The 16035-nt window shown below is 74.6% G+C and carries 17 protein-coding genes; 11 read left to right on the top strand and 6 right to left on the bottom strand.

Annotated elements, in window-relative coordinates; genetic code table 11:
• Positions 1-7 precede the first annotated feature (7 nt).
• From ACQPX6_RS17945 to ACQPX6_RS17930, 4 genes are all read right to left on the bottom strand, one after another.
• Complete coding sequence (locus ACQPX6_RS17945; protein ID WP_433781669.1) at positions 8-526, bottom strand: hypothetical protein; 519 nt, start codon at positions 524-526, stop codon at positions 8-10.
• A gap of 125 nt (positions 527-651) precedes the next feature.
• A complete protein-coding gene (locus tag ACQPX6_RS17940; RefSeq protein WP_433781668.1) occupies positions 652-1329 on the bottom strand; it encodes an MBL fold metallo-hydrolase in 678 nt (225 codons plus the stop codon).
• 20 nt (positions 1330-1349) lie between these two features.
• A complete protein-coding gene (locus ACQPX6_RS17935) occupies positions 1350-1586 on the bottom strand; it encodes a hypothetical protein (RefSeq protein WP_433781667.1) in 237 nt (78 codons plus the stop codon).
• 15 nt (positions 1587-1601) lie between these two features.
• Positions 1602-2174 (bottom strand): TIGR03086 family metal-binding protein, encoded by a 573-nt coding sequence (locus ACQPX6_RS17930; RefSeq protein WP_433781666.1) that lies wholly within the window; start codon positions 2172-2174, stop codon positions 1602-1604.
• A gap of 52 nt (positions 2175-2226) precedes the next feature.
• Between ACQPX6_RS17930 and ACQPX6_RS17925 the strand changes: the two genes are divergently transcribed.
• From ACQPX6_RS17925 to ACQPX6_RS17900, 6 genes are all read left to right on the top strand, one after another.
• Positions 2227-3030 (top strand): helix-turn-helix domain-containing protein, encoded by an 804-nt coding sequence (locus tag ACQPX6_RS17925; RefSeq protein WP_433781665.1) that lies wholly within the window; start codon positions 2227-2229, stop codon positions 3028-3030.
• Between the two features lie 189 nt (positions 3031-3219).
• Positions 3220-6114: an excinuclease ABC subunit UvrA gene (gene uvrA, locus ACQPX6_RS17920; RefSeq protein WP_433781664.1), complete on the top strand. Its 2895-nt coding sequence runs from the start codon at positions 3220-3222 to the stop codon at positions 6112-6114.
• Positions 6115-6369: 255 nt separating this feature from the next.
• Entirely contained in the window at positions 6370-6996 is a 627-nt protein-coding gene (gene infC, locus ACQPX6_RS17915; protein ID WP_433788294.1) for a translation initiation factor IF-3, read from the top strand.
• A 141-nt stretch (positions 6997-7137) separates the two neighbouring features.
• The gene (gene rpmI, locus ACQPX6_RS17910) at positions 7138-7329 is read left to right on the top strand and encodes a 50S ribosomal protein L35 (RefSeq protein ID WP_433781663.1); all 192 of its coding nucleotides are present in this window, start codon (positions 7138-7140) and stop codon (positions 7327-7329) included.
• A gap of 69 nt (positions 7330-7398) precedes the next feature.
• Positions 7399-7788, top strand: coding sequence for a 50S ribosomal protein L20 (gene rplT, locus ACQPX6_RS17905; protein WP_433781662.1), 390 nt, complete (start codon positions 7399-7401; stop codon positions 7786-7788).
• Positions 7785-8609, top strand: coding sequence for a TrmH family RNA methyltransferase (locus tag ACQPX6_RS17900; protein ID WP_433788293.1), 825 nt, complete (start codon positions 7785-7787; stop codon positions 8607-8609). The genes rplT and ACQPX6_RS17900 overlap by 4 nt, the downstream gene beginning before the upstream one ends.
• A gap of 12 nt (positions 8610-8621) precedes the next feature.
• On the opposite strand, the gene ACQPX6_RS17895 is transcribed toward ACQPX6_RS17900, so the two are convergent.
• Complete coding sequence (locus ACQPX6_RS17895) at positions 8622-9164, bottom strand: NADPH-dependent F420 reductase (RefSeq protein WP_433781661.1); 543 nt, start codon at positions 9162-9164, stop codon at positions 8622-8624.
• Between the two features lie 94 nt (positions 9165-9258).
• Between ACQPX6_RS17895 and ACQPX6_RS17890 the strand changes: the two genes are divergently transcribed.
• The 3 genes from ACQPX6_RS17890 to pheT all read left to right on the top strand — a co-directional run bounded on the left by ACQPX6_RS17890 (position 9259) and on the right by pheT (position 13498).
• Positions 9259-9759: a MarR family winged helix-turn-helix transcriptional regulator gene (locus ACQPX6_RS17890; protein WP_433781660.1), complete on the top strand. Its 501-nt coding sequence runs from the start codon at positions 9259-9261 to the stop codon at positions 9757-9759.
• An 82-nt stretch (positions 9760-9841) separates the two neighbouring features.
• Positions 9842-10909, top strand: coding sequence for a phenylalanine--tRNA ligase subunit alpha (gene pheS, locus ACQPX6_RS17885; RefSeq protein ID WP_433781659.1), 1068 nt, complete (start codon positions 9842-9844; stop codon positions 10907-10909).
• A gap of 60 nt (positions 10910-10969) precedes the next feature.
• Positions 10970-13498, top strand: a complete 2529-nt coding sequence (gene pheT, locus ACQPX6_RS17880; RefSeq protein WP_433781658.1) for a phenylalanine--tRNA ligase subunit beta — start codon at positions 10970-10972, stop codon at positions 13496-13498.
• A 52-nt stretch (positions 13499-13550) separates the two neighbouring features.
• On the opposite strand, the gene ACQPX6_RS17875 is transcribed toward pheT, so the two are convergent.
• The gene (locus ACQPX6_RS17875) at positions 13551-14108 is read right to left on the bottom strand and encodes a TetR/AcrR family transcriptional regulator (RefSeq protein WP_433781657.1); all 558 of its coding nucleotides are present in this window, start codon (positions 14106-14108) and stop codon (positions 13551-13553) included.
• A gap of 63 nt (positions 14109-14171) precedes the next feature.
• Between ACQPX6_RS17875 and ACQPX6_RS17870 the strand changes: the two genes are divergently transcribed.
• Together ACQPX6_RS17870 and ACQPX6_RS17865 are read left to right on the top strand one after the other, a co-directional pair.
• Positions 14172-14972 (top strand): alpha/beta hydrolase, encoded by an 801-nt coding sequence (locus ACQPX6_RS17870; RefSeq protein WP_433781656.1) that lies wholly within the window; start codon positions 14172-14174, stop codon positions 14970-14972.
• Positions 14969-16015: a winged helix DNA-binding domain-containing protein gene (locus ACQPX6_RS17865; protein ID WP_433781655.1), complete on the top strand. Its 1047-nt coding sequence runs from the start codon at positions 14969-14971 to the stop codon at positions 16013-16015. The genes ACQPX6_RS17870 and ACQPX6_RS17865 overlap by 4 nt, the downstream gene beginning before the upstream one ends.
• The last annotated feature ends 20 nt before the right edge of the window (positions 16016-16035 follow it).

Genomic DNA, 16035 nt, shown 5'->3' with positions numbered 1-16035 from the left:
CGCCGACTCAGCGCGCGGCGAGGTCGATGCGGCACTCGGGCTCGGGCCCGGGGCCCACGGGCCCGACCGCGACGATCTCGTACGCGCCGGTGAGGGCGAGGCCGCCGCCGGCGGTCGCGGGCCGGGGGGCGAGGTGCTCGGCGTCCGCGCCCTCGATCAGGAGGCGCGTCATCGCGGGCCGGCCGTCGGCGCCCGGGCAGCTGTAGGTGCGCAGGAGGATCGTCGCGGGCTGCGCGGCGGGGTCACCGCCCCGGAGCGCCGCCTGGTCGATCTGCACGTCGAGGTCCGCCTGCCCGCCGGCGAGGGTGCCGCCGCGGAACGAGTCGGGGTAGGTGGTGAGGGTCGCGACCAGCCCGCTGGCGTCGACGTCGGTGCGCACCGTCCGCTGGACCTCCTTGGCGAACAGGCCACCCAGCGCGCCCGTGAGGGCGAGGACGAGCAGCACGACGACCACGACCACCACCGCCGCGACGATCCCGAGGACGACGCGCGACCGTCCCGATCGCGTGCTCTCCTGCGTCGACATGGACGTGCTCCCCGGGGCTCGCGAACGGACGTGTCTTCCGCTCGATCGGACCAGAGGGACGGAGCGTTAGCGAGGCGATCCCCCGATCGCGTGACGCGGCGCCGGAGGTCAGGGAGCGCCGTGGGTCACCAGCCCCGTTCGCGCCACTCCGACAGGTGCGGGCGCTCGTTGCCCAGCGTCGTGTCGTCGCCGTGGCCCGGGTAGACCCAGCAGTCGTCGCCGAGGTGGCTGAACACCTTGTGCTCGAGGTCGTTCATCAGCGTCTCGTGGTCCTCGTGGGTGGCGGTCTTGCCGTGGCCGCCCGGGAACAGCGAGTCGCCGGTGAACAGGTGCCCGGTGCCCTCGGGGTCGCGGTAGAGGAGCGCGATCGAGCCGGGGGTGTGCCCGACGAGGTGGATGACCTCGAGGACCGCGTCGCCGAAGACCACCTCGTCGTCGTCACCGACGGTGGCGTCCGGGGTGACCGGCAGCTCGGGCGCGTCGTCGACCCCGGCGTAGGTGCGCGGCCCGACGGCCGACGCGACCTCCTCCAGCGACTGGATGTGGTCCCAGTGCTTGTGGGTGGTCACCACGTGGCGGAGCTTGCCGCGGTCGCCGACCGTGTCGACGGTGTCGAGCAGGCGCTCGGTCTCGTTCGCCGCGTCGATGAGCAGGGTCTCGCCGGTGGACCTGTCCACCAGGACGTACGCGTTGTTGTCCATCGGCCCGACCGACACCTTGGTGATCGAGACGTGCTGCAGGTCGCGCCGGGCGGCAGGGCCGCCGGGCTCGACGTGGCCGGTGTAGTCGTCGAGGAGGTCCACGCCCCGGACGATAGCGGCGCTCAGGGGCGGACGGGCTTGTAGCCCGCCCTGCGCAGAGCGTCGGGGCTCAGCGTCTCGCCGCAGTGCTCGCACCGCGGCGCCTCGCCCGAGACCACCACGACCGCGAGGTGACCCGCGCGGCTGGCGGCGCACTCGGCCCGGCGCGCGGCGCGGTCGGGCTCGACGTCCCCGCCGCCCTCGCTCCACGCCGCGCGCGACCGCAACCGCGCCAGGTCCGCGGGGTCGATCTCGCTCATGCCCCCATCCTGCCCTCAGGGCGTCCACGACGGGTCGCGCCCGGCGACGGCGACGACGCGGTCGAGCAGCGGCGCGTCGGGCACGATGTCGACCGCGGGGCCGAACGCCCCCATCCCGCGGCCCAGCGGGGTGAGCTGCGCGAGCGCCTCGTGGACCTCCTCCAGGGTGGCCTCGTCCCACGTCACCGGGAGCCCGAGCGCGACGCCGAGGTCCCAGGAGTGCAGCACCAGCTCGCAGAGCGACATCGTGCCCACCACCGAGGCCGGGAGCTCCGAGCTCACCATCGTCGTCGTGCCCCGCCACGACCGCGGGTCGCTCCACACCGCGACGAGGTCCTGGCGGGCGGCGTCGAGCGTGGCCGGCCAGTCGCCCTCGGCCTTCGGGGCGCCGGGCTCGGGCGGCGCGCCGCGTCCGGCGCCGGCGAGGACGGGCGTCCAGGTCATCATGTGCTCGACGAGGTCGCGGACGGTCCAGCCCTCGCACGGGGTCGGCGCGTCGAGGTGGTCGGTGGCCGCGGCGACGACCTCGGCCTGCGGGGCGGCGGCCGCGGCGACGAGGTGCGGGCGGGGCGTGAAGTCGGGGAACACGGGACGGGACGCTAGCGACGGCCGGCGTGCCGGTCATGGAGGAACGCGACAGGTGGCGCAGCGGGACCCCCGCGAGCTCGGCGGGCACTGGCGCACCGCGCAGCGGATCGCCGTGCACGAGCCGGACCCCGACCTCGCCCCGTGGGTCGAGCGCCTGTGGACCGCGTCGTGGGAGTACGCCGAGCCCTACCGGCAGAAGATCGTGCCGTTGCCGCAGGTGCACGTGTCGGTGATCGGTGTGCAAGGGCCTCGCGTCGTGGGGCCGCGGAGCCGCCACATGGTGCGCGAGCTGGCGGGGCGGAGCTCGGTCGTGGGGGCGGCGTTCCGGCCGGGGGTGTTCCGCGCGGTGGCCGGGTGCGCGGTCGGCGCGCTGGTCGACCGCGAGCTCGACGTCGCCGAGGTCCCGGTCCTGGCGGGGGCGCCCGCGTGGGGCGGCACGCAGCGCAGCGGAGCTGCCGCGCCGGAGGCGCATCACCGGGATCTCGCATCCTGGCTGCGCGCGCACCTGCCCGCCGAGGGCCCCGGCCGCGCGGCGCGGGAGGCCGGCGAGCTCGTGGCGCGGGTGGCCGCCGACCCGACCATCGCGCGGGTCGACCGGCTCGCGGCCGCCGCCGGGCTGGGCGTCCGCACCCTGCAGCGCCTGTTCGCCGAGCACGTGGGGCCCGGGCCGAAGTGGGTGATCCGGCGCTACCGGCTGCAGGAGGTCGTGGACCGGCTGGAGGCCGGGGGACCGGTCGACTGGGCGGACCTCGCGGCGACCCTGGGCTACGCCGACCAGGGGCACCTCTCGCGGGACTTCGCCGACCTCTTCGGCGAACCGCCCACCTGGTACGCCCGGCGCTACCCGGCGACCTGACCACCCACCCCGACCACCCACATGGCCCGACCGGTCGTCGCCCGGACGCCCACCCCGGTCGCCCGGGGCCCGGGCGGGACGGCCGTTGTCGGGGGTCACTCCTACCATGGAGAGGACCGGGGGAAGAGACGCACGACGTCGCGTGTTCCCACCCCGGCGCGTCTCGCCCCGAGCCTGGAGGCCCTGCACGTGGTGGATCGTCTCGTCGTCCAGGGCGCTCGTGAGCACAACCTCACGGGCGTCGATCTCGACCTGCCGCGGGACAGCCTCGTCGTCTTCACGGGCCTGTCGGGCTCGGGCAAGTCCAGCCTGGCGTTCGACACGATCTTCGCCGAGGGCCAGCGCCGCTACGTCGAGTCGCTCTCGGCGTATGCGCGCCAGTTCCTCGGGCAGATGGACAAGCCCGACGTCGACTTCATCGAGGGCCTCTCGCCCGCGGTCTCGATCGACCAGAAGTCCACGAGCCGCAACCCGCGCTCGACGGTCGGCACCATCACCGAGGTCTACGACTACCTGCGCCTCCTCTACGCGCGGGCGGGCACGCCGCACTGCCCGACGTGCGGCGAGGTCATCTCGAAGCAGACGCCGCAGCAGATCGTCGACCAGGTGCTCGCCATGGAGCCCGGGCGGCGCTTCCAGGTGCTCGCGCCGGTCATCCGCGGGCGCAAGGGCGAGTACGTCGACCTGTTCAGCCAGCTCCAGGGCCAGGGCTACTCCCGTGTCCTCGTCGACGGCACGGTGTATCCGCTGGCCGAGCCGCCGGTGCTGAAGAAGCAGGAGAAGCACGACATCGCGGTCGTGGTCGACCGCCTGTCGGTCAAGGCCACCGCGAAGCAGCGGCTCACCGACTCGGTCGAGACCGCGCTGCGGCTCTCCGAGGGCGTCGTCGTGCTCGACTTCGTCGACCTCGACGAGGACGACCCCCACCGCGAGCAGCGCTTCTCCGAGCGCATGGCGTGCCCCAACGGCCACCAGCTCCAGGTCGACGACCTTGAGCCCCGCGCCTTCTCCTTCAATGCGCCCTACGGCGCCTGCCCCACGTGCCACGGGCTGGGCATCAAGAAGGAGGTCGACCCCGAGCTGCTCGTCCCCGACGACGAGCTCTCGCTGGCCGACGGCGCCATCGCCCCGTGGGCCACGGGCCAGTCCGCCGAGTACTTCACGCGCCTGCTCTCGGCGCTGTCCGAGCAGGTCGGCTTCCGCATGGACGCGCCGTGGCGCAAGCTCCCGGCGCGGGTGCAGAAGGCGGTGCTGCACGGCTCGGACGACCAGGTGCACGTGCGCTACCGCAACCGCTACGGCCGCGAGCGCTCGTACTACGCGTCGTTCGAGGGCGTCGTGCCGTTCCTCGAGCGCCGCATGGACCAGGCCGAGTCCGAGAGCGCCCGCGAGCGCTACGAGGGCTACATGCGCGACGTGCCCTGCCCGGTCTGCGGCGGCACGCGGCTCAAGCCGGAGATCCTCGCGGTCACGCTGAAGCACGAGACGCTCGGCGACCGCTCGATCGCCGACCTCACCGCGCTCTCGGTCGCCGACTGCGCGGAGTTCATGAAGGGCATGGTGCTCGGCGAGCGCGAGCAGGTCATCGCCGGCGCGGTGCTCAAGGAGATCGACGCCCGCCTGGGCTTCCTGCTCGACGTCGGGCTCGACTACCTCTCGCTCGCCCGGGCCGCGGCGACGCTCTCGGGCGGCGAGGCCCAGCGCATCCGTCTCGCGACGCAGATCGGGTCGGGCCTGGTCGGGGTGCTCTACGTCCTCGACGAGCCGTCGATCGGGCTGCACCAGCGCGACAACCGCCGGCTCATCGACACGCTGTCCCGGCTGCGCGACCTGGGCAATACCCTCATCGTCGTCGAGCACGACGAGGACACCGTGCGGGCGTCGGACTGGGTGGTCGACATCGGCCCCGGCGCCGGCGAGCACGGCGGCCGCGTCGTCTACTCCGGTCCGGTCGAGGGCCTCGAGCACAGTGCCGAGTCGCTCACCGGCGCCTACCTCTCGGGCCGCGAGCAGATCCCGGTGCCGGACATCCGCCGCCCGATCGACAAGAAGCGCCAGCTCTCCGTCGTCGGGGCACGCGAGCACAACCTCCACGACGTCGACGTCTCGTTCCCGCTCGGCTGCCTGGTGTCGATCACCGGGGTGTCCGGGTCGGGCAAGTCGACACTGGTCAACGACATCCTGGCGACGGTGCTGGCCAACAAGCTCAACGGTGCGCGCCAGGTGCCCGGCCGGCACACCCGCGTCACCGGGATCGACCACCTCGACAAGCTCGTGCGCGTCGACCAGTCGCCCATCGGCCGCACGCCGCGGTCCAACCCGGCCACCTACACGGGCGTGTGGGACCACATGCGCAAGCTCTTCGCCTCCACCAACGAGGCCAAGGTGCGCGGCTACGGCCCCGGGCGGTTCTCGTTCAACGTCAAGGGCGGGCGCTGCGAGGCGTGCGCCGGCGACGGCACGATCAAGATCGAGATGAACTTCCTGCCCGACGTCTACGTGCCCTGCGAGGTCTGCCGCGGCGCGCGGTACAACCGCGAGACCCTCGAGGTGCACTACAAGGGCAAGAACGTGGCCGAGGTCCTCGACATGCCGATCGAGGAGGCCGCCGAGTTCTTCAAGCCGATCGGCGCGATCCACCGGCACCTGCAGACGCTCACCGAGGTGGGCCTGGGCTACGTCCGCCTCGGCCAGCCCGCGCCGACGCTGTCGGGCGGCGAGGCCCAGCGCGTCAAGCTCGCCTCGGAGCTGCAGAAGCGCTCCATGGGCCGGACGATCTACATCCTCGACGAGCCGACCACGGGCCTGCACTTCGAGGACATCCGCAAGCTCCTCGGCGTCATCAACGGCCTGGTCGACAAGGGCAACACCGTGCTCGTCATCGAGCACAACCTCGACGTCATCAAGGTGTCCGACTGGGTCGTCGACATGGGCCCCGAGGGCGGCAACGGCGGCGGCACGGTGGTCACGCAGGGCACGCCGGAGCAGATCGCGGCCTCGCCCGACAGCTACACCGGCGCGTTCCTCGCCCGCCTCGTCGCGCCGGAGGAGGCGCCGGCGCGGCGGGCCAAGAAGGCCGGCTGACCGGCCCGTCGCGGGCCGGTGGTACTGTCGACGCTGAGCGACCAGCTCGTTGGGTGCCACGCGCCCCTCGAGCGGCAAGTGGAGCCCCGCTCCCACCCGGCCGCCGCTCAGGTGTTCGGGTTCCGGTCCGCCGTCGGCCCTCGTGGCCGGTGGTCGAGGCGCACCCTCCGGGGCGTGCCGGGATCGGTCGACCGCGGGCCCCAGCCACGACGACATCGTGGTGCGGGGCCCGTCGTTCGTCGGGAGCGACTCCATCTGGCCGCGGTCGCGGCGACAAAGTCACGGACCCGAGGAGAACTCATCAGCGCAGAGACCCGCATCAACGAGCGCATCCGCGTTCCCGAGGTGCGACTGGTCGGCCCGAACGGGGAGCAGGTGGGGATCGTCCGCATCGAGGACGCCCTGCGCCTGGCCCGTGAGGCCGACCTCGACCTGGTCGAGGTGGCCGCCCAGGCCCGCCCGCCGGTCTGCAAGCTCATGGACTACGGCAAGTTCAAGTACGAGAGCGCGCAGAAGGCTCGCGAGTCGCGGCGCAACCAGCAGCAGACCGTGATCAAGGAGCAGAAGCTCCGGCCCAAGATCGACCCGCACGACTACGAGACGAAGAAGGGTCACGTCACCCGCTTCCTCGGCCAGGGTCACAAGGTCAAGGTCACGATCATGTTCCGTGGTCGCGAGCAGTCGCGCCCGGAGCTGGGCTTCCGCCTCCTGCAGCGCCTCGCCGAGGACGTGGGTGAGCTCGGCTACGTCGAGGCCACCCCGAAGCAGGACGGCCGCAACATGACCATGGTCCTGGCGCCGAACAAGAAGCCGCAGAAGGCCCCGCGCGCCAACCAGGAGCAGGCGGCCGAGGCCGAGCCCGCCCCCGAGCCGGCGAGCTGAACACCCCGCACGACCGGCCTAACCCCCATGGGTGCGGCCGGGACCCCGGGCGCCCGTAGCGTTCCCCCTCGCGGGGATCGGGACGGACGTCGACCACCCGCGCGGAGCACGACCGGGCCGCACGAGGAGCAAGGACAGGACATGCCGAAGCACAAGAGCCACAGCGGCACCAAGAAGCGCATCAAGGTGACCGGGACCGGCAAGCTGCTGCGCGAGAAGGCCGGCAAGCGCCACCTGCTGGAGAAGAAGTCCAGCCACAAGACCCGCGAGCTCTCGGGCAACACCGAGGTCGCGTCGTCGGACGCGCAGCGGGTCCGCCGCCTGCTCGGCTGAAGCACCTCCCGCCTCGCCGACCCACCCCGGACGGGAACCCGTCCCTGATCTGATCGAAGGCAGGACCACGTGGCACGCGTGAAGCGCGCGGTCAACGCGCAGAAGAAGCGTCGCACCACCCTGGAGATGGCCAGCGGCTACCGCGGTCAGCGCTCCCGGCTCTACCGCAAGGCCAAGGAGCAGACGCTCCACTCGCTGACGTACGCCTACCGCGACCGCAAGCAGCGCAAGGGCGACTTCCGGCAGCTCTGGATCACCCGCATCAACGCCGCGGCGCGCTCCAACGACATGACCTACAACCGGTTCATGCAGGGCCTCAAGCTCGCGGGCGTCGAGGTCGACCGCAAGAACCTCGCGGAGATCGCCGTCTCCGACCCGGCCTCGTTCACCGCGCTGGTCGAGGTCGCCCGGGCGGCCGTGCCGTCCGACAAGGGCGCCACCAACGAGGACGCGGCCTGACCGACCTCCTCACCGAACGCACGCCGCGCGTCGCCGCAGCCCGCAAGCTGCTGCGGCGCGCGGCGCGCGTCGAGGCCGGGCGCTTCCTCGTCGAGGGCGTCCGCCCCGTGCACGACGTGCTGGACTGGGCCGACGAGGGCCCCAGCGATCATCACCGCCGCGTGCACGACCTCTTCCTCACCTCCGCGGTCGCCGACCGCCACCCCGAGCTCGAGCGCCGCGCCGACGCCGCCGGGATCCGCGTCGCGCGGGTCACCGACAAGGCCGCCGCCGGGCTGTCGGACACCGTCACCCCGCAGGGCGTCGTCGCCGTGTGCGCCACGGTGGCCGTCGACCTCGCCACCGCCCTGGCCGACGCGCCGCGCCTGGTCACGGTGCTCGTCGGCGTCGCCGACCCGGGCAACGCCGGCACCGTGGTCCGCACCAGCGACGCCGCCGGCGCCGACGCGGTCGTCCTCGCCGGCGACGCGGTCGACCCGCACAACCCCAAGTGCGTGCGCGCCAGCATGGGCAGCCTCTTCCACGTCCCCGTGGCCGCGGAGCGCGACGTCGAGGCCGTGCTGGACGCCCTGCGCGCCCGCGGCCTGACCCTGCTGGCGGCCGACGGGCACGGGGACACCGTCCTCGACGCCGGCGCCGACGCGCTGCTGGGTGCCCCCACCGCGTGGCTGTTCGGCAGCGAGGCGCACGGCCTCGATCCGGCCGTCGCGGCGGCCGCCGACCACCGCGTCCGCGTCCCGATCCACGGGCGCGCCGAGAGCCTCAACCTCGCCACCGCCGCCGCGGTGTGCCTGTACGCCTCGGCCCGCGTCCAGCGCTGACCGGGTGCCCCCTCAGAGCTCGCCCGGCTCCGCGAAGCGGTAGAACACGCCGCCGACCGGGCTGATGCCGAGGAGCAGCCAGACCGCGCCCTCGAAGTCGCGGGCCCGGGAGAGGTCGCCGACGTGGACCGGGTCGTAGCCGGCGTCACGGATGAGCTGCTCGGTGACCTCGCGGGCGCCGTCGTCGGCGACGTACCAGTTGCTCGGTCGCACCCGCTGCGCGCGCACCTGGTCGAACAGGCCCGCGAAGTTCATGTTGAAGCTCTTGGCCACCGGCGCCCCGGTGAACGACTTGACCTCCTCGGCGTTCGACGGCGCGTCACCGCCGCGGGGCGGGAGGACGTTCGTCGCGTCGATGGCGACCTTCCCCGCGAGGCCGGTGACCTTCGACAGCGCGGGGGAGACCTGGTCGCCGGGGACGGCGACGAGGACGACGTCGGCGTCCGACACGTCGCCGCCGTCCCGGCCGAGCTCGTCGACGTCGTGGCCCGCCTCGCGCCACAGGCGGGCGAGCCCGCCGCCGATCCGGCCGCGCCCGATCGTCACGATCTTCATCTCGTTCTCCTCCGGAGTACGCCGTGTGGTTGACGTGTGAACCAACGTAGGACGGCTCTGGTTCACACGTCAACCAGTGGCTAGGCTGGCGATCGTGGCCGAGGCGCGGTGGCTGGACGAGCGCGAGGAGCGGGCCTGGCGCGGCCTGATGGCGCTGCAGGACGGCATGACGGAGTTCGTCGACCGGCAGCTGCGCACCGGGTTCGGGATCTCCCACGCCGACTACCAGGTGCTGGCCCACCTCTCGGAGGCGCCGGAGGGGCGGCTGCGGCCGTTCGCGCTCGGTCGGCTGCTGCGCTGGGAGAAGAGCCGCCTGTCCCAGCACCTGGGCCGGATGGAGCGGCGCGGTCTGGTGACGCGCGAGCCGTGCCCCACCGACCAGCGCGGAGCGGTCGTCGGCATCACCCCGCACGGCCGCACGCTCATCGAGGCGGCGGCGCCGCGGCACGTCGACGACGTCCGCGACCTGCTCGTCGACCACCTCACGCCCGCCGAGCTCGACACCCTGTCCGCGATCAGCGAGACCGTGCGGGCACGGCTGGCGACGCTGGGCGCGCGGCCCTCGGACGACGCGCGGTCCGAGCCGGAGCACTGACCCGGGAGCAGGCCCCGGGGCGGCTCGACCTGCTCCGATACCATCGGCGACGCACCCGAGCCCCAGGAGCGAGACCACCTCGATGTCCGGCACCAACGACCTCTACGACCCCAAGCAGGTCGCGGCGCTCGACCCCGAGACGCTCGACGCCGCGCGCGCCGACGCGACCGCGGCGTTCGGCGGCGCGACGACGCTGGAGGCGCTCACGGCGCTCAAGCCCGCCCACCTCGGCGACCGCTCGCCGGTGCTCACCGCGCGCCGCGAGATCGGGGCCCTGCCCCCGCAGGCGCGCTCGGAGTCCGGCAAGCGCGTCAACGAGGTCCGCGTCGCGATCCAGACGGCGTACGACGAGCGCCTCGCGGTGCTCTCCGCCGAGCGCGACGAGCGCGTGCTGGCCGAGGAGGCCGTCGACGTCACGCTGCCCGGCGACCGGCACACGCGAGGGAGCCGGCACCCGCTGACCCAGATCTCCGAGCGCGTCGCCGACATCTTCGTGGGCATGGGCTACGAGGTGGCCGAGGGCCCGGAGGTCGAGTCGGAGTGGCTCAACTTCGACGCCCTGAACTTCCTGCCCGACCACCCGGCACGCACGATGCAGGACACCTTCCACGTCGAGCCGCCCGCGGCGCGCCAGGTGCTGCGCACGCACACCTCGCCGGTGCAGATCCGCACGCTGCTCGAGCGCGACCTGCCGGTGTACGTCGTCTGCCCGGGCCGCACGTTCCGCACCGACGAGCTCGACGCCACCCACACCCCGGTGTTCCACCAGGTCGAGGGCCTCGCGGTCGACGAGGGCATCACGATGGCCCACCTCAAGGGCACCCTCGACGCCTTCGCCCAGGCGATGTTCGGGCGCGAGTCGGTGACGCGGCTGCGGCCGTCGTACTTCCCGTTCACCGAGCCGTCGGCCGAGGTCGACGTGTGGTTCCCGGAGAAGCGCGGCGGCGCCGGCTGGGTCGAGTGGGGCGGCTGCGGCATGGTCGACCCGAACGTCCTGCGGGCGTGCGGGGTGGACGCGGAGCGGTACTCCGGGTTCGCCTTCGGCATGGGCCTGGAGCGCACGCTGCAGTTCCGCAACGGGCTGCCCGACATGCGCGACATGGTCGAGGGCGACGTGCGGTTCACGTCGGCCTTCGCCGTTGAGCCCTGATCTTGGCTGAGCCCTGATCCCGGCCCGTCCGCCGGTCACCCACCAGGAAGGTCCGAAGTCGTGCGCGTCCCCGTCTCGTGGCTCCTCCAGCACGTCGACCTGCCCCCCGGTGACGTCCCGTCGCCCGAGGCGGTCGGCGACGCCCTGATCCGGGTCGGGCTCGAAGTGGAGGACGTCGCCCCGATCCCGGTCTCGGTCGGCCCGCTCGTGGTCGGCCGGGTGCGGTCGATCGAGGAGCTCAGCGAGTTCAAGAAGCCGATCCGGTACTGCCGGGTCGACGTGGGCGCCGAGCACAACGACGCCGACGGGGAGCACGCCGGCACCCGCGGCATCGTCTGTGGGGCCACGAACTTCGTCGACGGCGACCTCGTCGTCGTCGCGCTGCCCGGCGCCGTGCTGCCCGGCGACTTCGCGATCGCGGCCCGCACGACCTACGGCCACGTCTCCGACGGCATGATCTGCGCGCTCGACGAGCTGGGCCTCGGAGACGACCACAGCGGCATCCTCGTGCTGCCGCCGGGCACCGCCGATCCGGGCGACGACGCCGCGGAGCTGCTGGGCCTCGACGACGCGGTGCTCGACATCGCCGTCACCCCCGACCGCGGCTACTGCCTGTCGGTGCGCGGCCTGGCCCGCGAGCTGGCCTGCGCCCTCGACGCCGCCTACGGCGACCCCGCGCTGCTCGGCTACGACCTGCCCGCGCCCGAGGGGGACGCGTGGCCGGTGCGGCTCGAGCCCGACGCGCAGTGCCGGCGGTTCGTCGCCCGCCGCGTCACCGACCTCGACCCCGCGGCGCCCTCGCCCTGGTGGATGCGCCGCCGGCTGCTGCTGTGCGGGGTCCGCCCGATCTCGCTGGCCGTCGACGTCACCAACTACGTGATGCTCGAGCTGGGCCAGCCGATGCACGCCTACGACGCGAGCGCGGTGCGCGGCGACATCGTGGTCCGGCGGGCGCGGGGCGACGAGAAGATCACGACGCTCGACGACGCCCAGCGCGTGCTCGACCCCGACGACGTCGTCGTCACCGACGACTCCGGGCCAATCGGCATGGCCGGGATCATGGGCGGCGCGAGCACCGAGGTCACGCCGACCACCGGCGACGTCCTGCTCGAGGCGGCGACCTGGGACGCGCCGTCGGTGGCGCGCGCGGCGCGCCGCCACCGCCTGCCCAGCGAGGCGGCGCGGCGTTTCGAGCGCGAGGTCGACCCCGCCGTCGCTCGCGCGGCCACCGACCGCGCCGCCTGGCTGCTCGCGACCTACGGCGGCGCCACGGTCGCGCCCGGCGTGACCGACGAGGGCGGCGTGCCCGCGCCGGCCCCGGTGCTCATGGCGCTCGACCTGCCCGACCGCGTCGCCGGCCGCCGCTACGATCGCGGCGCCGTGGTGCGCCGGCTGAGCCAGATCGGCTGCGCGGTCGAGGTCGCCGGCGCCGACCCGGGCGACGGCGGCAGCGCCGGGGTGCGCGCCACGCCGCCGACCTGGCGCCCGGACCTCACCCGGCCCGCCGACCTCGTCGAGGAGGTCCTGCGCCTCGAGGGCTACGACGGCATCCCGTCCGAGCTGCCCGCCGCGCACCCGGGCACCGGCCTCACACTCGGGCAGCGGCGGCGCCGCCAGGTGTCGCGGGCGCTCGCCGACGCCGGGTACGACGAGGTGCTGCCGTCGCCGTTCGTCGCCCCGGCGGTGTTCGACGCGCTCGGTCTCGACGCCGACGACCCGCGCCGGCGCGCGCTGCGCCTGGCCAACCCGCTCGACGCCGACCGCGCGCTGATGGCGACGACGCTGCTGCCCGGGCTGCTCGACGCCGTGGTCCGCAACGTGTCGCGGGGTCTGCGCGACCTCGCCCTGTTCCAGATCGGCCAGGTCGTCCGGCCCGCCGAGGGGGAGCCGGCGGCGGCGCCGGTGCTGCCGGTCGACGCGCGGCCCGACGACGCGGCGATCGCCGAGGTGCTCGCGGGCCTGCCCGCCCAGCCGCTGCGCGTCGGCGCCGTGCTGACCGGGGCCTGGGACCGGGCGGGCTGGTGGGGTCCCGGGCGTCCCGCCGACTGGGCCGACGCGATCGAGGCCGCGCGCCTGGTGGGGCGGACCTACGGCGTCGAGCTCGAGGTGTCCGCCGACCGGCACGCGCCCTGGCACCCGGGACGCTGCGCGGCGCTGCACCTGCCCGACGGCACGCTCGCGGGCCACGCCGGCGAGCTGCACCCGAAGGTCGTCGAGACCCTCGGTCTGCCGGCGCGCACGTGCGCGATGGAGCTCGAGATCGACCGGCTCCCGCTGGTCGAGGCGCGCCCGTCGCCGGCGGTGTCGCCGTTCCCGCCGGTGCTGCTCGACGTCGCGCTGGTCCTCGACGCCGCGGTGCCCGCCGCGTCCGTGGCGGCGGCCCTGCGCGACGGCGGGGGCGACCTCGTCGAGGACGTGCGCCTGTTCGACGTCTACGCCGGGGCCCAGGTGGGGGAGGGGAACCGCTCGCTGGCCTTCGCGCTGCGCCTGCGCGCCCCCGACCGGACCCTGACCCTCGAGGAGGCCTCGGCCCGCCGCGACGCGGCCGTCGATACCGCCGCCGAGCGCCACGGGGCGCGTTTGCGCTGAGGTGCGCTGCGCGCATGTGAGCACTTCTCGGTGCTGGAGCACCAAGAAATGCTCACGTGCGCGGCAGCGCACCCCGCAGCAGCCAGTCCAGCGTCGCCTCGAGGTCGGCGCGCAGCTGGGCGGGCGTCAGCGCCGGGTCGTCGGCGGTCGCCAGGGCCGCGAAGCCCAGCGTGCTGACGATCAGCGCCCGCACCACGCGCCCGGTGGCGTCCTCGTCGACGCCGAGACGCCCGAGCAGCACGGCCATCGGCGCACCCAGGGCCTGCGCGTTCGTGCCCCGCGCGCCCTGGCGGGCGAGGTAGAGCGGGACGAGGTCGGGGTGGCGCCCGAGCAGGTCGAAGGTCGCGAGCATGACCCCGCGCAGACCGGCCATCGGCTCGGCCCCGGGGTCGGGCGGGTCGAGCGCGCCGAGCACGTCGTCGAGCAGGGCGTCGACCAGCGATTCCTTGTCCGCGACGTGGCTGTAGAGCGCGTTCGGCGCCACGCCGAGGTCCTTCGCGACGGCGCGCATCGAGAGCCCGTCCAGTCCGCGCTCGGCGAACACGGTCCGTGCCGCGTGCAGGACCGCGTCGCGGGTGAGTCCGGCACGCTGACCAGGGGTCCGGGGCATGGACGAACTGTACAGCGTCCAGTAAGCTGGACGGTGTACAGCAGGTCGACTGAGGGAGCTGCCATGACCACGGATGTCGAGAACGGTGTCGCCGCCGGGGTGCCCTACGTCCTGCGCGCGCCGGCCGGGCGCCGGGCCGACGCGCCGGTCGTCCTCGCGTGGCACCTCTTCGACGCGCCGCGCACCGAATCGGCCTTCGCCGCCGCGCTCCCGCTCGCGGGGCTCGACGCGTGGCGGATCTACTTCGGGCTCCCGCTGTGCGGCTCGCGGTCGCCGGGCGAGGAGGAGGTCATGCGGCGGGCCTTCGCCGAGCCCGTCCTCCAGATGCACGGCCCGGTCAACGCCGACGCGGTGGCCGAGCTCCCGGCGGCGTTCGCGGCCGTGCGCGCCGAGCACGGGATCGGCGACCGGCCGGTCGGCGTGCTCGGCGGCTCGGCGGGCGCCGGCGTGGCGGGCGGGGTGGCGCTCGCCGGGGACCTGCCGGTGCGCGCCGCGGTGCTGGTCAGCCCCCTGGTCCAGCTGCGCCCCGCCGTCGCGTACCTCGGGCGGCTGTTCGGCCGGCCCTACGACTGGACGCCCGAGTCCGACGTCGTGGCCGACCGCATGGACCTCGTGGCCCGCGCCGACGAGCTCGGCGAGCTCCCGGTGCGCCTGGTCGTGGGCGCGGAGGACGACGCCGACGCGTTCCTCCACCCCGCCGAGGCGATGGTCAAGGCGCTGCCGGCCGGCGACCTCGTGACCGTGCCGGGCATGGGCCACGCGCTGGCCGAGGAGCCGGGCCTCGAGCCGGCACCGCAGACGCCGCACGCCGCGGAGGTCGACGCGCACGCCGTGGCGTGGTTCCGGCAGCATCTCGGGGCGTGAGCACGCGGGGCGCGTCCGAGATCGGGCTGCTGCGGCTGGTGGCGTCGGGGCTCGTCGGCCCGCAGAGCGACGACCCCGCCGACGTCGTCCGCCACCTCGGCGCGGTCCAGGCCCAGGACCTCCCCGGCGTCCTGACCTCGCTGGCCCTGCGCACGGCGTCGCGCTCGCGGGCCGTGGTCGTCGCCGCGTGCGACGCCGGCGCGGTGGTCCGCAGCTGGCCGATGCGCGGGACGCTGCACGCCGTGCCGGCCGAGGACCTGGGCTGGATGCTCCCGCTGGGCACGCCCCGCCCGCGGGCCCAGGCGGCGCGGCGCCGCGGCGAGCTGGGGCTCACCGACGCCGACGTCGAGAACGCCCGCGAGCTGGCCGTGGGCGCCGTGCCCGCGACCCGCGCGGGGCTCTTCGCGGTGTGGGAGGAGGCGGGCCTCGCGCCGGCGAAGGGCCGCGGCTACCACCTGCTCGCCGAGCTGGCGCAGACCGGTGTGCTCTGTTTCGGGCCGTTCGACGGGAAGGAGCCGGTGATCGTCGACGTCGCCCGCTGGATCCCCGCGCCCCGGCACCTCGAGCGCGACGAGGCGCTGGGGGAGTGGGCGCGCCGCTACTTCCGCTCGCACGGCCCCGCCCCGGTCAGCGACTTCGCGGGCTGGACCGGGCTGCCCGCCGCCGACGTCCGCACCGCCGTCGCCCTCGCCCGCCCCGACCTCGCGGCGTTGGACGTCGACGGCACCGAGTACCTCCTCGACCCGGCGGTGCCCGACCTCCTCGCCGCCCACCGCCGCGCGGCCCTCGGGGTGCACCTGCTGCCGGGGTTCGACGAGTTCGTCCTCGGTCACCGGCACCGCGACGACGTCCTCGACCCCGCCGAACGCGACCGCATCTGCCCCGGGGGCAACGGCATCTTCCGGGCGACGCTCGTCCACCGGGGCCGGGTCACCGGGACGTGGACGGTGACCCGCGGGCGCCCGGAGGTCACGGCCTTCGGCCCCGGGGCGCCGGCCTCCGCGACGGCCGTCACGCAGGCGTTCGCCCGGCTGCCGGCGTGACCGCTCGTCGGCCTTCCTGA

Origin of the sequence: Actinomycetospora sp. CA-101289 (genome assembly GCF_050955895.1) — a bacterium.
Lineage (GTDB): Bacteria > Actinomycetota > Actinomycetes > Mycobacteriales > Pseudonocardiaceae > Actinomycetospora.
This window is presented reverse-complemented; position numbering and strand designations above follow the sequence as displayed.